Origin of the sequence: Novosphingobium sp. CCH12-A3 (assembly GCF_001556015.1) — a bacterium.
Classification (GTDB): Bacteria; Pseudomonadota; Alphaproteobacteria; order Sphingomonadales; family Sphingomonadaceae; genus Novosphingobium; species Novosphingobium subterraneum.
Genome location: NZ_LSIA01000258.1, coordinates 1 through 13,307 on the forward strand (window position 1 = coordinate 1; position 13,307 = coordinate 13,307).

The 13,307-nt window shown below is 64.8% G+C and carries 16 protein-coding genes and 1 tRNA gene; 7 read left to right on the plus strand and 10 right to left on the minus strand.

Annotated elements, in window-relative coordinates:
- Positions 1 to 89: 89 nt before the first annotated feature.
- Positions 90 to 515, minus strand: a complete 426-nt coding sequence (locus tag AX703_RS20900) for a DUF983 domain-containing protein (RefSeq protein ID WP_062346931.1) — start codon at positions 513 to 515, stop codon at positions 90 to 92.
- A gap of 2 nt (positions 516 to 517) precedes the next feature.
- The gene (gene der / locus AX703_RS20905) at positions 518 to 1,900 is read right to left on the minus strand and encodes a ribosome biogenesis GTPase Der (protein WP_062346933.1); all 1,383 of its coding nucleotides are present in this window, start codon (positions 1,898 to 1,900) and stop codon (positions 518 to 520) included.
- Between the two features lie 124 nt (positions 1,901 to 2,024).
- Here der and AX703_RS20910 point away from each other — a divergent pair, with 124 nt between their 5' ends.
- A complete protein-coding gene (locus AX703_RS20910; protein WP_062346934.1) occupies positions 2,025 to 2,798 on the plus strand; it encodes a CHAP domain-containing protein in 774 nt (257 codons plus the stop codon).
- A 54-nt stretch (positions 2,799 to 2,852) separates the two neighbouring features.
- Here the strand turns inward: AX703_RS20910 and mmsB are convergent, their stop codons facing one another.
- The 7 genes from mmsB to AX703_RS20945 form a co-directional block, all read right to left on the minus strand.
- Positions 2,853 to 3,722, minus strand: coding sequence for a 3-hydroxyisobutyrate dehydrogenase (gene mmsB / locus AX703_RS20915; RefSeq protein ID WP_062346936.1), 870 nt, complete (start codon positions 3,720 to 3,722; stop codon positions 2,853 to 2,855).
- 116 nt (positions 3,723 to 3,838) lie between these two features.
- A complete protein-coding gene (locus tag AX703_RS20920) occupies positions 3,839 to 4,621 on the minus strand; it encodes an enoyl-CoA hydratase-related protein (protein ID WP_062346950.1) in 783 nt (260 codons plus the stop codon).
- Positions 4,618 to 5,688: an enoyl-CoA hydratase/isomerase family protein gene (locus tag AX703_RS20925; RefSeq protein ID WP_062346938.1), complete on the minus strand. Its 1,071-nt coding sequence runs from the start codon at positions 5,686 to 5,688 to the stop codon at positions 4,618 to 4,620. Before AX703_RS20925 ends, AX703_RS20920 begins: the two co-directional genes overlap by 4 nt.
- Positions 5,685 to 6,827: an acyl-CoA dehydrogenase family protein gene (locus AX703_RS20930; RefSeq protein WP_062346940.1), complete on the minus strand. Its 1,143-nt coding sequence runs from the start codon at positions 6,825 to 6,827 to the stop codon at positions 5,685 to 5,687. The genes AX703_RS20925 and AX703_RS20930 overlap by 4 nt, the downstream gene beginning before the upstream one ends.
- A 100-nt stretch (positions 6,828 to 6,927) precedes the next feature.
- A complete protein-coding gene (locus AX703_RS20935) occupies positions 6,928 to 7,227 on the minus strand; it encodes an I78 family peptidase inhibitor (RefSeq protein WP_062346942.1) in 300 nt (99 codons plus the stop codon).
- Positions 7,228 to 7,238: 11 nt separating this feature from the next.
- Positions 7,239 to 7,784 carry a hypothetical protein gene (locus AX703_RS20940; protein WP_062346944.1) on the minus strand — a complete coding sequence of 182 codons (546 nt, stop codon included), beginning with the start codon at positions 7,782 to 7,784 and terminating at the stop codon, positions 7,239 to 7,241.
- 17 nt (positions 7,785 to 7,801) lie between these two features.
- Positions 7,802 to 9,298, minus strand: a complete 1,497-nt coding sequence (locus AX703_RS20945) for a CoA-acylating methylmalonate-semialdehyde dehydrogenase (protein ID WP_039337732.1) — start codon at positions 9,296 to 9,298, stop codon at positions 7,802 to 7,804.
- 104 nt (positions 9,299 to 9,402) lie between these two features.
- Here AX703_RS20945 and AX703_RS20950 point away from each other — a divergent pair, with 104 nt between their 5' ends.
- Positions 9,403 to 10,299, plus strand: a complete 897-nt coding sequence (locus AX703_RS20950; RefSeq protein WP_062346946.1) for a LysR family transcriptional regulator — start codon at positions 9,403 to 9,405, stop codon at positions 10,297 to 10,299.
- Between the two features lie 113 nt (positions 10,300 to 10,412).
- On the opposite strand, the gene AX703_RS20955 is transcribed toward AX703_RS20950, so the two are convergent.
- Positions 10,413 to 10,712, minus strand: a complete 300-nt coding sequence (locus tag AX703_RS20955; RefSeq protein ID WP_039337734.1) for a DUF3297 family protein — start codon at positions 10,710 to 10,712, stop codon at positions 10,413 to 10,415.
- 99 nt (positions 10,713 to 10,811) lie between these two features.
- Here AX703_RS20955 and AX703_RS20960 point away from each other — a divergent pair.
- From AX703_RS20960 to AX703_RS20980, 5 genes are all read left to right on the plus strand, one after another.
- A tRNA-Val gene (locus tag AX703_RS20960) sits at positions 10,812 to 10,886 on the plus strand.
- Between the two features lie 97 nt (positions 10,887 to 10,983).
- The gene (locus AX703_RS20965) at positions 10,984 to 11,235 is read left to right on the plus strand and encodes a hypothetical protein (RefSeq protein WP_039337735.1); all 252 of its coding nucleotides are present in this window, start codon (positions 10,984 to 10,986) and stop codon (positions 11,233 to 11,235) included.
- Between the two features lie 76 nt (positions 11,236 to 11,311).
- Positions 11,312 to 11,503, plus strand: a complete 192-nt coding sequence (locus AX703_RS20970) for a DUF2892 domain-containing protein (protein ID WP_039337736.1) — start codon at positions 11,312 to 11,314, stop codon at positions 11,501 to 11,503.
- Between the two features lie 53 nt (positions 11,504 to 11,556).
- Positions 11,557 to 12,999 (plus strand): serine--tRNA ligase, encoded by a 1,443-nt coding sequence (gene serS / locus AX703_RS20975; protein WP_062346947.1) that lies wholly within the window; start codon positions 11,557 to 11,559, stop codon positions 12,997 to 12,999.
- The coding region (locus AX703_RS20980) for a LysM domain-containing protein (protein WP_156452154.1) at positions 12,996 to 13,307 on the plus strand (312 nt) is incomplete at its 3' end. The genes serS and AX703_RS20980, both read left to right, overlap by 4 nt.

Below are 13,307 nucleotides of genomic sequence, written 5' to 3' on the forward strand. Positions count from 1 at the left end.
CAAATCCGCTAAAACCCACGCATTCCCAAAGGCTTCAGAGTTTTTCACGGGCGACGACGTAGGTTGGCCGAGTGTGTGCAGTCGCTGGACTAACCGACGCCTGCCTCACCCTTCCCTGCCCGCCCGGCAAAGCCGTGCATGCCCAGCCACCATTGCAGCGCGATGACGCCGCCCTTGGCGGGCTGGAGCAGGCCGACGAGCAGCCCCAGCGCCAGGACCGCCACGATCAGCATCATCGCCCAGCCTGGCAGGCCGGTGTGCAGGCCAAGTTCGATGATGACCGGGGCCATGATGTGGCCGGTCAGCAGGATCGAGATATAGGGCGGGAAGTCGTCAGCCGCGTGGAGCGTCCAGTTCTGGCCGCAGAGGCGGCAGCGCTCGACCGGCTTGAGGAAGCGCGCGAACAGGTGGGTGCCGCCGCAGCGCGGGCACTTGCCGCGCACGCCACGCCACAGCGCCGCGCCGAGCCCTTGGGGGAGCGTGGTGCGGTCGAGAGGCAGGGCGGCATTGGGCATGGCTACTTCGCGAAGGGGTTCTTGGGGCTGCGCAGGGTCAGGCGGATCGGCACGGCGTCGAAGCCGAGTTCGCGGCGGATGCCGTTGATCAGGTAGCGGCGATAGCTTTCGGGAAGCTGATCAAGCCGGGTACCGAACAGGACGAAGCCCGGCGGGCGCGTCTTGGCCTGGGTGATATAGCGCAGCTTGATGCGGCGGCCGCCGGGGGCCGGCGGCGGGTTGGCGGCGAGCGCATCGTCGAACCAGCGGTTCAAGGCAGCGGTTGGCACGCGCTTGGACCAGGCGGCGCGGATTTCGAATGCGGCCTTGAGCAGATCGTCCAGCCCCTTTCCGGTACGGCCCGAGATGGCGAGCAAGGGAACGCCGCGGACCTGCGCGAGGCCATCGTCCAAAGCCTTGCGGATGCCCTGGAACAGGCCGGAAGGGTCTTCGGCCACGTCCCACTTGTTGATCGCGATCATCAGCGCGCGGCCCTCTTCGAGCACCATCGAGGCAATCTTGAGGTCCTGATGTTCAAGCCCGCGCGTGGCATCAAGCGTGAGCACGACGACCTCGGCGAAGTCGATGGCGTGGCGGGCATCGGCGACCGAGAGCTTTTCGAGCTTGTCGGTGACCTGCGCCTTCTTGCGCATGCCCGCCGTGTCGATCAGGCGGACCGGGCGATAGCCTTCACGCTCGGGATCGAACCACTGCCAGTCAATCGCGATGGAATCGCGGGTAATGCCCGCTTCCGGCCCGGTGAGCAGGCGGTTTTCGCCCAGCAGCTTGTTGATCAGCGTGGACTTGCCCGCATTGGGGCGGCCGACGATGGCGAGCTTGAGGACGGATTCGGGATCGAATTCCTCCTCGTCACCTTCAACCTCGGCGTCTTCGTCCTCTTCGACCTGCTTGGGTTCGAGATGCGGGCGCAGCGCCTCGAACAGGTCGGCGAGGCCCTGCCCGTGTTCGGCGGAGAAGGCGACCGGTTCGCCAAAGCCCAGCGCGAAGGCATCGTAGATGCCGGGATCACCCTGGCGGCCTTCGGCCTTGTTGGCCATGAGCACGATGGGCACGCGGCTCTGGCGCAGATAGCGGGCGATTTCCTCGTCGAGCGGGGTGACGCCGGCGCGTGCGTCGATCACGAACAGGGCGACATCGGCACCGACCAGCGAGGCTTCGGTCTGCTGACGCATGCGGCCGGGCAGCGTATCAGGATCGAGATCCTCCCAGCCGGCGGTATCAACGATGGTAAACTCGAGCCCGAGCAGTGTCGCATCGCCGAAGCGGCGGTCGCGCGTCACGCCGGGCTGATCGTCCACCAGGGCCAGCTTCTTGCCGACGAGGCGGTTAAACAGCGTCGATTTGCCGACGTTCGGGCGTCCGATAATGATGACTTGGGGGCGCATGGGCCTGCCGTGGCTGTTTAAGCGCATGAACGCAAGAGTGCGTTTAAGTGAGGGCAATTGATTATTGCGCCATTAACCATGGGTATAAGGTCCGCCATAACCTAACCTGCAGATATCTGCAGGAATGAGGGAAAAGATCTGCCGTTTCGGATTGCTCGGTGCGCTGGTCCTGCTGGGAACAGGTGCAAATGCCGCAGAATTCCGCGACTCTTCACGCCCTGGGACCGGGGACTACGATCAGGCCGAAGCCCTGCCCTATCTGCAATGCGTGCCCTATGCCCGCGAGGTCAGCGGCATCAAGATCTATGGCGATGCGCTGACGTGGTGGGATCAGGCCGAGGGTCGCTATGCCCGTGGTCACCGGCCAAAAGTGGGCGCGGTGATGAGCTTTGCGCCTCATGGCCGGATGGAACTTGGCCACGTTGCCGCCGTCAGCCGGGTGATCGATTCGCGTACCGTGCTGCTGCGCCATGCCAACTGGTCGCCCATTGACGGACGGCGCGGGCAGATCGAGGACAACGTGCGCGCGGTGGACGTATCCGAGGCGAACGACTGGTCGGAAGTGCGCGTATGGTATGCCCCCATCGGCAACCTTGGCACCACCGCATGGCCGGTGAACGGGTTCATCTATCCGGACAAGGCGGGCAGGAAGGAGCGGCTGACGCTGCTTTCCAGCGCCAGCAAGGCGAAGGCGACAGAATCCCCGCGCGCGACCATCGGGGCGGATTTCCTCAAGGGCATCAAACCCGAAGTGGCTGTGAGGACATCGCCTGTACGGCGCGAGCTGTCCTATCGGTATGAGGCGCCCAAGACGGCGGTTGCAAGGCCCGTGGCCAAAGCTTCGGGTGGGCTGGCGAACGATCCGATCGGGCGGATCATTGCCGCGAAAACGCGCTGACGTTCCGTCACAACACCGAGGCCCCCGCCTGCGCGGGGGCGCCAGCTTGTTCGATCAGAGCGACTTTATGATCGCCGAGAAATCGAGGCCCGCGTTGCCCGCATCGGCGAAGGCCGAATAGAGCTCTTCGGCGCGCTGGCCCATCGGCACATCGGCCCCAGCATCCTTGGCAGCGGCCATGGCCAGCTTGAGATCCTTGAGCATCAGTGCGGTGGCAAAGCCGCCCTGATAGCCGTTGTCGGCCGGGCTTTGCGGGCCGACGCCGGGGACCGGGCAATACGAGGTCATCGACCAGCACTGGCCCGAGGCCTTGGAGGAGATGTCGTAGAAGGTCTGGAGATCAAGCCCGAGCTTCTCGGCCATGGCGAAGGTTTCGCACGTGGCGACCATCGAGGCGCCGAGCAGCATATTGTTGCAGATCTTGGCCGCCTGCCCTGCGCCGCTGGCACCGGCATGGATCACGGCCTTGCCCATGGCGGCGAGGATCGGCTCGGCACGGGCAAAGGCCTCGTCGCTGCCGCCGACCATGAAGGTGAGCGTGCCGCCATTGGCAGCCGCGATGCCGCCCGAAACCGGCGCATCGACCATGACATAGCCCGCAGCATCGGCTGCCGTGGCAACTTCGCGGGCAGTGGCGACGTCGATGGTCGAGCAGTCGAGCAGCAGGGCCGAGGTCGGCGCGTGGCCGATCACGTCGGCGCTGTAGACCGACTTGACGATGGCGCCGTTGGGCAGCATCGAGACGACGGCATCTGCACCCTGCACTGCTTCCTTGACCGAGGTGTAGGTGGTGCAGCCGTTTTCCCTGGCGCGGGTCAGCGCCGCTTCGGCAAGGTCGAAGGCGTGGACGTCATGCCCCGCCTTGACGAGGTTCGCGGCCATGCCGCCGCCCATGTTGCCGAGGCCGATGAATGCGATTTTCATTTCAGAATCTCCCCTCCCGCAGGCGGGAGGGGCCGGGGGTGGGCCTTCTCCCGAAATGATGGGTGGAAATGCCCACCCCTAACCCCTCCCGCTTGCGGGAGGGGGACTGGCAGAGCTTACCGCCCCTTCCATACGCCGGGGCGCTTTTCGATGAAGGCCTTCATGCCCTCGGCCTTGTCCTCGCTGGCGGTGAGGATCTGGAAGACGCGGCGTTCGAACAGCAGGCCCTGGTCGAGCGTGGTCTCGAACGCGGCGTTGACCATTTCCTTGTTGGCGACGGCGGCCATCGGCGGCATCGCGGCAATGGTCTCGGCGGTCTTGAGCGCGTCGGCGAGCAGGTCGGCCAGCGGCACCACGCGGGTTACAAGGCCCGAGCGCTCCGCCTCGGCGGCGTCCATCATGCGGCCGGTCAGGCACATGTCCATCGCCTTGGCCTTGCCCACGGCGCGGGTGAGGCGCTGCGATCCGCCCATGCCGGGGGCCACGCCGAGCTTGATCTCGGGCTGGCCGAACCTGGCGTTGTCCGAAGCAATGATGAAATCGGCCATCATCGCGAGTTCGCAACCGCCGCCCAGCGCGAAGCCGTTGACCGCCGCGATCCACGGCTTGCGCGTGGTCTTGACGAGGTGGCTGGTCCACTTCGAGAAAAAGTCCTCGTTGTAGAAATCGGCAGCGGGCTTTTCCGACATTTCCTTGATGTCGGCCCCGGCGGCAAAGGCCTTCTCGCCCGCGCCGGTGAGCACGGCGCAGCGCTGCGAGGCGTCGGCCTCGTAGGCGGCGAAGGCCTCGATCAGCTCAGCCAGAACCTGCGAGTTGAGCGCGTTGAGCGCCTGCGGGCGGTTTAGCGTGATGAGGGTGACAGCACCCTTCTGTTCGACGAGGATGGTTTCGTAAGTCATAGCGGTTTCCATTCGTCAGCAGCGCCCAGCGGCGCGAAGATCTGGTCGAGAAGATCGTCGGTGACGCCCTCTGCCGTGGCGGGCGACCACTTCGGGGCGTGGTCCTTATCGACGATCACGGCGCGCACGCCTTCGGCAAAATCCGGCAAAGTCAGCACGCGGGCACCGATGCGGTATTCCATCGCCATGTTGGCGGCGAAGTCGGGCAGGGTCAGGCTGGTGGCGAGCTGGCGCAGGGCGACCTTGCAGGTCTGCGGGCTCTTGGTGTGCAGCGTCTTTAGCGTTTCGGCCCCGAAGTCCGAACCGTCGGCTTCGAGCGCGGCGAGGATGTCCTCGTAGCGGTCCGAAGCAAACAGGCGGGCGATATCATCGGCATGAGCAGCGATCTTCGGCTCGGGCGGGACCGACGACAGTTCGCGCAGGATGGCCGGGATATTGTCGGGCTCTGCCGCGATGCGGGCCTTGGCCTGCGCAAGGTTGGCCGAGGGCAGATAATGCGTGGCAAGACCTGCCCAGAGGCATTCCGCACCATCAAGGCGCGCGCCTGTCAGCGCAAGGTACTGGCCGAGACGGCCCTTGAGGCGCGACAGGAACCAGCCGCCGCCGACGTCCGGAAACAGGCCGATACCGGTTTCGGGCATGGCCAGCTTGGTGTTCTCGGTAGCCACGCGATACGTGGCCGGGCCGGAAATCCCCACGCCGCCGCCCATGGTGATGCCGTCCATGAAGGCGACCACAGGCTTGCCATAGGTCATCAGCAGGTGGTTGAGCTGGTATTCGTCATGGAAGAACTTGCGGCCCGACGTGCCGCCGTCGTTCAGCGCCGAATTGCGCAGGAAGGCGATATCGCCGCCTGCGCAGAAGCCCCGCGACAGCTTGGGATCGCCATCGGCGGGAAGCTGGTGGTCGATCATCACGACCGCCACGCCATCGTCACCGCGCCAATCGAGGAGCGATGCAGTCATGGCGTGGACCATGTCGAGCGTCAGCGCATGGATCGCGCGCGGACGGTTGAGCGAGAGCACGCCAGCCGCGCCGCTGCGGGTGGCAAGAACTTCGTCGGTCACTTCAGCAGGTCCCTTCCCACGATCATGCGCATGACTTCGTTGGTGCCTTCGAGGATGCGGTGGACGCGAAGGTCTCGCCAGAACCGCTCGATCGGGTAATCGCGCAAGTAGCCGTAGCCGCCGAACATCTGCAGCGCGCGGTCGACGATCGACGAGCCGTTGTCGGTCGCCAGCTTCTTGGCCATGGCCGAGAAGCGCGTCTTGTCGGGTGCGCCGGAGGTCACCTTGGCGGCAGCCATGTAGAGCAGCGCGCGGGCGGATTCGAGGTCGGTTGCCATGTCGGCCAGCACGAACATGGTGTTCTGGAATTCGGCGATGGCCTTGCCGAACTGCTTGCGATCCTTGACGTATCCGATTGCCTCATCAAGGCAGCGCTGTGCGCCGCCCAGCGAGCAGGCCCCGATGTTGAGGCGGCCACCATCCAGCCCGGCCATCGCGAACTTGAAGCCATCGCCTTCGGCGCCGACCCGGTTCGCGACCGGCACGCGCACGTTGTCGAAGATCACCTGCGCGGTGGGCGAGGCATTCCAGCCGAGCTTGCGTTCGGGCGCACCGAAGCTGACGCCTTCCATGTCCTTGTCGATGACGAGGCAGGAGATGCCACGGGCGCCATCGTCGCCGGTGCGAACCATGGTGACGTAGATGTCGTTGACGCCGCCGCCCGAGATGAACTGCTTGGTGCCGTTGACAATGTAGTGGTCGCCATCGAGGCGGGCGGTGGTCTTGAGCGCGGCTGCATCCGATCCCGAACCGGGCTCGGTCAGGCAGTAGCTCGCCATCTTGTCCATGGTGACAAGATCGGGAAGGTAGCGCCCCTTGATCTCTTCACCGCCGAAGGTATCGATCATCCATGCGGCCATGTTGTGGATCGAGATGAAGGCGCTGGTCGCGGGGCAGCCATAAGCCATGGCTTCCATGATCAGCGCAGCTTCAAGGCGGCCAAGGCCGATGCCGCCGGATTCCTCGCTGACGTAGATTGCGGCAAAGCCGAGTTCGGCGGCGGCCTTGATGGTTTCGCGCGGGAAGGTGTGGTCCTCGTCCCATTGCGCGGCGAACGGCGTGATGGCGTCGGCAGTGAAGCGGCGGGCCATGTCCTGGATGGCAATCTGATCTTCGGTCAGTGAGAACTGGTCGGTCATCTTCTTCCCGTCTTACCCTTTTGGCCGTCACGCAGAGTTAACCGCGCCCTTAAATTTGTCATGGGCGGCGGATATGGCCCGCCACCCATGCTGTCCAGACCTATCCGCAGGAAATGCGGACGATCGTGTAGTTGTCGTCGTAGGAGACCGTCAGCCGGTCGGCGCGGTAGTCCATTGTCACGGCTGAACGCGGCGGCACCCAGCGCAGGGTGCGTGCGCCGGTGAGGCGCATCAGCTCGGCACCGCTGGCAGCAGTGGCCTTGTGGCCGATGTGCGACTGGACTGCGTCGGCATTGCAGGTGCCTTCGGGCATGGCGGGAAGGTCCTCCGGTGGCGGCGTGCCTTGCGTGCAGGCCGAAAGACCGGCCAGAGCAGCGATGGCAATGATAGCAGGCTTCATCACGGCTCTCCTCACTTGCAACGGCTGTGGCGACGCGGGCCTTGCGGAGCGTCATCGCCGAACTCGGTCAAGACCAGCGTCTTGCCGCCGTCCTCCAGCTTGTAGCTGGCATCGCGCTGCCACTTCATGCCTTCGCCCTCGTAATCGAACACCGCGCGCAAGGTATTGCGATCGACATCCTTTACCGAAGCGATCTCTCCAACGGATTCATAGAATTTGACCGACCTCTCGCCGACAGTGATCGCCCCCTTGTCGTCACCGCGCGCAGGGTTGCAATCCGCCGCGTTGACGCCCCACTTGCCGCGCATTGCGACCGGGAAGACGCCGTCCGCTGCCGGTGCCGATGCCGCGGGCGAAACCGGTGGAACCATGGCCTCGCTCTCGCTGACTGTGGGCGCGAGGCTGGGCGTGGCCGACGCGCCCGGCTCGGGCGATGGGTCCGAGCAGGCGGCAAGCGCCAACGGTGCGGCAAGGAGAAGAAGAGCGGATTGCTTCATCGGGAATGCTCCGGTGTGGTTGATGGCATAACCAACGCGCACCGGAGCGATCCTTTCCATGAGCGGGCCTTTCCGCCTCAGCCCATCGTCGGAATGACGAAGGCGTTTCCACCATCGGGCGAGCCATCCGGCCAGCGCTGGGTGATGGTCTTGACCTTGGTCCAGAACTTCACGCCTTCCATGCCGTGCTGGTTGGTGTCGCCAAAGGCCGAACGCTTCCAGCCGCCGAAGGTGTGGTAGGCAACCGGCACCGGGATCGGCACGTTGATGCCGACCATGCCGACGTTGACACGGGCGGCAAATTCGCGCGCCGCGTGGCCGTTGCGGGTAAATATGGCGACGCCGTTGCCGTACTGGTGCTTCGAAGGCAGCGCGAGCGCTTCCTCGAAGTCCTTGGCTCGGACGATCTGCAGGACGGGGCCGAAGATCTCGTTGTGGTAGCTGTCCATGTCGGGCGTGACATGGTCGATCAGCGTCGGGCCGACGAAGAAGCCTTCCTCATGACCCTGCAGCGTGAAGCCGCGGCCGTCGACGACCAGTTCGCCACCTTCCTCGATGCACTTGCCGATCCAGCCTTCGACCTTTTCCTTGTGCGCCTGGGTCACGACAGGACCGTAGTGCGCTTCGGGATCAGTGGAGACGCCGACGCGCAGGGCCTCGATCGCGGGGATCAGCTTGGCGCGGAGCTTGTTGGCGGTTTCCTCGCCCACGGGCACCACGACGGGCAGCGCCATGCAGCGCTCACCAGCCGAACCGAAGGCCGCGCCGCACAGGTCGTTGACGACCTGATCGAGGTCGGCGTCGGGCATGACGATGCCGTGGTTCTTGGCACCACCCATGGCCTGCACGCGCTTACCAGCGGCGACGCCACGGTTGTAGACGTAGTGGGCGATGTCCGACGAGCCGACAAAGCTGACCGCGCCGATGGCCGGGTGATCGAGGATCGCGTCGACCATTTCCTTGTCGCCATGGACGACCTGGCAGATGCCTTCGGGCAGGCCCGCTTCGATGAACAGTTCGGCAAGGCGAACCGGAACCGAGGGGTCACGCTCTGAAGGCTTGATGATGAAGGCGTTGCCCGTGGCAATGGCGATGGCCGACATCCACAGCGGGATCATGCCGGGGAAGTTGAACGGGGTGATGCCTGCGCCGATGCCGATCGGCTGGCGCATCGAATAGACGTCGATGCCGGGCCCGGCACCTTGCGTATATTCGCCCTTGAGAACGTGCGGGATGCCGCAGGCGAATTCGACCACTTCGAGACCGCGCTGGATATCGCCCTTCGAGTCGGCGATGACCTTGCCGTGCTCGGAGGAGAGCATGTGGGCGAGGCTGTCCATGTTCGCCTCGACCAGTTCCTTGAAGCGGAACATCACGCGGGCGCGGCGCTGCGGGTTGGTGGCGGCCCAGGCGGGCTGCGCCTTCAGGGCGGCCTGAACGGCGCGCTCGAGCGTTTCGGCGGTGCCGAGCGCGACTTCGGCCTGCACGCCGCCGTTGTTCGGATCGAAGATCGGGCTCTTGCGGGCGGGCGCGCCGCCGGGGCCGCCGACGATGAAGTGGTCTACGAGACGCATCAGGAATCCTCTTTCATCAAAACTTGCTAGCGTGATGCGCCGATGACTGATTGCAGGCAACAAGCGATTATGCGAGGTCTACCTGCAAATTTGCAGGTGACCGGATGCAGTCCAGCGACTGGAACGACTTTCAGGCCTTTCTCGCGGTAGCGCGTGCCGGACAGCTCGCGCGGGCGGCGGCAAACATGGGGGTGGACGCCACCACGATCGGGCGGCGATTGCGGCGGCTGGAAACGCGAGTCGGCGCCACGCTGTTCGAGCAGACGCGCGAGGGGCAGGTCCTGACCGAGGCGGGCGAGGCTATGCTGGCCGAGGTCGAGGCGATGGACCAGGCCGCCAGCCGCATCGCCGAACACGCTGCCAGTGGCGGGGGCGTTGCCGGAACCCTGCGGGTGAGCCTGTCCGAAGGGTTTGGCAGCTGGATTGTCGCTCCTGCCCTGCGCGGCTTTGTCGAGGCTAATCCGCGACTGATGGTGGATCTCGTCGCCTCGTCCGGATTTCTCAGCCCGTCCAAGCGCGAAGCGGACCTTGCCGTCACGCTGTCACGCCCGCGCGCAGGGCCGGTGATCGCGGGCAAGCTGTCGGACTACAGCCTGCGGCTCTATGCCACGCGGGGGTATCTTTCACAAAAGGGGCTGCCTGAAAAGCCCGCCGAGCTGGCGCAGGGGCACCGGCTGGTCGGCTACATTCCCGACCTGCTCTATGCACCGGAGCTGCGCTACCTGGCCGAGATCGAGCCGGACCTGACCGCCAACTTGCGCTCGTCCTCGATCATCGCGCAGCACCGCATGATCGCGGCGGGGGCGGGCATCGGCGTGCTGCCGTGCTTCATTGGCGATTCGGACAAGTGGCTGGTGCCGGTGCTGCCCGCCGCCCGCGTGACGCGATCGTTCTGGCTGGTGACGCACAAGGACACGCACAACCTGGCGCGCGCGCGGGCGTTCAAGGACTGGCTGACCGCGCTGGTGACGCGCGAACGCGGGCGGTTGCTGCCGCGGTAGTGGTACGGGCGTCCTTCGACAGGCTCAGGACGAGCGGTTCTTTTGCAAGAACGCGCTCATCCAGTCAAAGTAGCCCGCTCATCCTGAGCTTGTCGAAGGATGCCGTTAAGGTCTCAAACCTTCGCGACGGGCGCGTCTGGCCCAAGGTCTTCGTACCAGGCTTCCACCGGGCCGTTGAGCTTGATTGTCAGCGGGTTGCCCTTGCGGTCCATGGTCTTGCCCGCCTGCACGCGCACCCAGCCTTCGGAAATGCAGTATTCCTCGACGTTGTTGCGCACCACGCCCTTGAAGCGAATGCCGACGCCGCGACGCAGCTTGTCCGCATCGAAATAGGGGCTGCGCGGGTTGATCGCGAGGTGATCCGGCGGCACGTCGCTGCCGGTGGTTTCGGGCTGGTTGGTTTCGTCGCTCATGGAGCGCGCAAATATCTTGATTGCCCCACTTGTCAATCGAAGCGGAGCGTCGTAGAGGCCCGCCCCTGTCAAGCGGTCGAACACCGGCCATGCTCTGACGGGCGCGTAGCTCAGCGGTAGAGCACACCCTTCACACGGGTGGGGTCACAGGTTCAATCCCTGTCGCGCCCACCAGAAACGGCCCGCGAGAGATCGCGGGCTTTTCTGTATCTGGCGGAACCTCGCATTGCTCCGGTGGATTGGTCATTCTCCCCCCAACGGAGAAATTTCCATGCAAAACAAGGATGAACGCACGCCACCGCTCGAGCCCAAGAGCGACAACGCGAGCCTCAACAGCGAAGTCCACGCGACCACCAAGATCAATTCGAACGTGACGCCGGAGGACTATCCCGAGGAAGATCGCAAGATGCAGGCGATCTCATCGCAGGAACCGAGCGAGGGCGTCCGCAAGGACCAGGCACAGGACGCGACCCGACAATCACGTTCAAGCGAAGAGCCGAGCGAGGGCGAACGCGATGAATGAGCGGCGTTTGCGCGAAATCAAGGAAAGCCTAATATAAGGCGCCATCATGGGCTGGTTCACAAGGAGGACCAGACCCATGTTCAAGACCAATGTTGGCGGGATCGATCGTGTGCTTCGCATCGTGCTCGGTCTCGTGCTGATCGCGCTCGTCTTTGTCGGGCCGCAGACGCCGCTGGGCTGGATCGGGTTGGTTCCTTTGCTGACGGGGCTGCTGCGCACGTGCCCGCTCTATTCGCTGCTTGGCATGAATACCTGCCCCCGCACGTAAGAGCGCTGAGGGCGGGTTGCGCAGGGGGGCGCGAGGCGGCATAGCGCTGCGCCATGCACGATATCCGCCTGATCCGCGAAAACCCCGCCGCTTTCGACGCCGCCCTCGCCCGCCGGGGCGTGGAGCCTGCGGCGCAATCCATCCTCGCGCTCGATGCGCGCCGCCGCGAGATCGCGACGCGGATGCAGGAGGTTCAGGCCCGCCGCAATGAAGCGTCGAAAGCCATCGGCGCAGCCATGGGCAAGGGCGACAAGGATACGGCCGAAGCGCTGAAGGTCGAGGTTGCCGCGCTCAAGGTTGAACTGCCTGCGCTGGAAGAGGAAGAGCGGACGCTGACGGCGCAGCAGAATGCCGCGCTCGCCGCCTATCCCAATGCCCCTGCATCCGATGTGCCGGAAGGCGCCGACGAGAGCGAGAATGCCGAATTGCTGCGCTGGGGCACGCCGCGCGAGTTCAGTTTTCCGCCGAAGGAACACGCCGACCTTGGCCCGGCGCTCGGCCTTGATTTCGAGACCGGCGCGCTGATCTCGGGGGCGCGCTTCACTTTCCTCAAGGGCGGAATGGCGCGGCTGCATCGGGCGCTGGCGCAATTCATGCTTGATCGCCAGACCGGCGAGAACGGCTATCTGGAGTGCATTCCGCCGCTGCTGGTCAAGGACGAGGCAGTTTTCGGCACGGGGCAATTGCCCAAGTTTGAAGACGATCTCTTTCAAACCACGCTTGGTATCGACAAAGAGTGGTTGTGGAATGAGATTAACTCTGAAGTTGAACTCTTTAAGGCCCCCGAGATTCTTGCAAGGGCGTGGTCCGAAGGCACGATAGAAAAAGCTAAGCGTGATACTTTTCAGCGGTTTATCGAAGTCTACGAATCGAGTCCTAAGAACCGACGTTGGCTCATTCCAACCGCTGAAGTCTCTCTGACAAATTACGTCCGCGAGACAATCATTGATCCAGGCGCGCTTCCGCTGCGCATGACTGCGCTGACGCCCTGCTTCCGTTCGGAGGCGGGCGCGGCGGGGCGCGATACGCGCGGGTTCATCCGCCAGCACCAGTTCGAGAAGGTCGAACTGGTTTCGATCACCCGGCCCGAAGATTCCGAAGCCGAGCATGAGCGGATGACCGGCTGTGCCGAGGGCGTGCTGCAGGCGCTGGGCCTGCCCTATCGCAAGGTGCTGCTGTGCACCGGGGACATGGGCTTCACCGCCCGCAAGACCTATGACCTGGAAGTGTGGCTGCCGGGCCAGGGAGCCTATCGCGAGATCTCCTCGTGTTCCAACTGCGGTGACTTCCAGGCGCGGCGCATGAACGCGCGCTATCGCCCGGAAGGCGCGAAAGGCACCGAGTTCGTTCATACTCTTAATGGTTCGGGCCTTGCCGTGGGCCGTACGCTGGTGGCAGTCTTGGAAAACTTCCAGCGGGAGGACGGATCGGTGGATGTGCCTGAAGTGCTGCACCCCTACATGGGCGGGCTGACCCGCCTCGTGCCGCTGGCGTGATCCGCGCGCTGGCGGCAGGCCTGGCACTGCTGGCAGCGGCACCGGCTGTTGCGCAAGGTGCGCGACCGCCGATCGTGGCCTGGACCTATACCGTGCAGGCGGGCGATACCTTCTCGGACATCGCGCGGCGCTGGGGCGTGGACATGGCAGCGCTGGGCGAGGCGAACGGCATTCCCAGTCCTTACGTCATCCGCATCGGACAGGTGCTGAAGCGACCAGATCCGAAAAGCACGCCGAGGCCATCAGCCAGGCCGGCACCTGCGGTTCCGGCGCAGAACCCAGCCGGTCAAACCCCGAAGGCCGTGCCC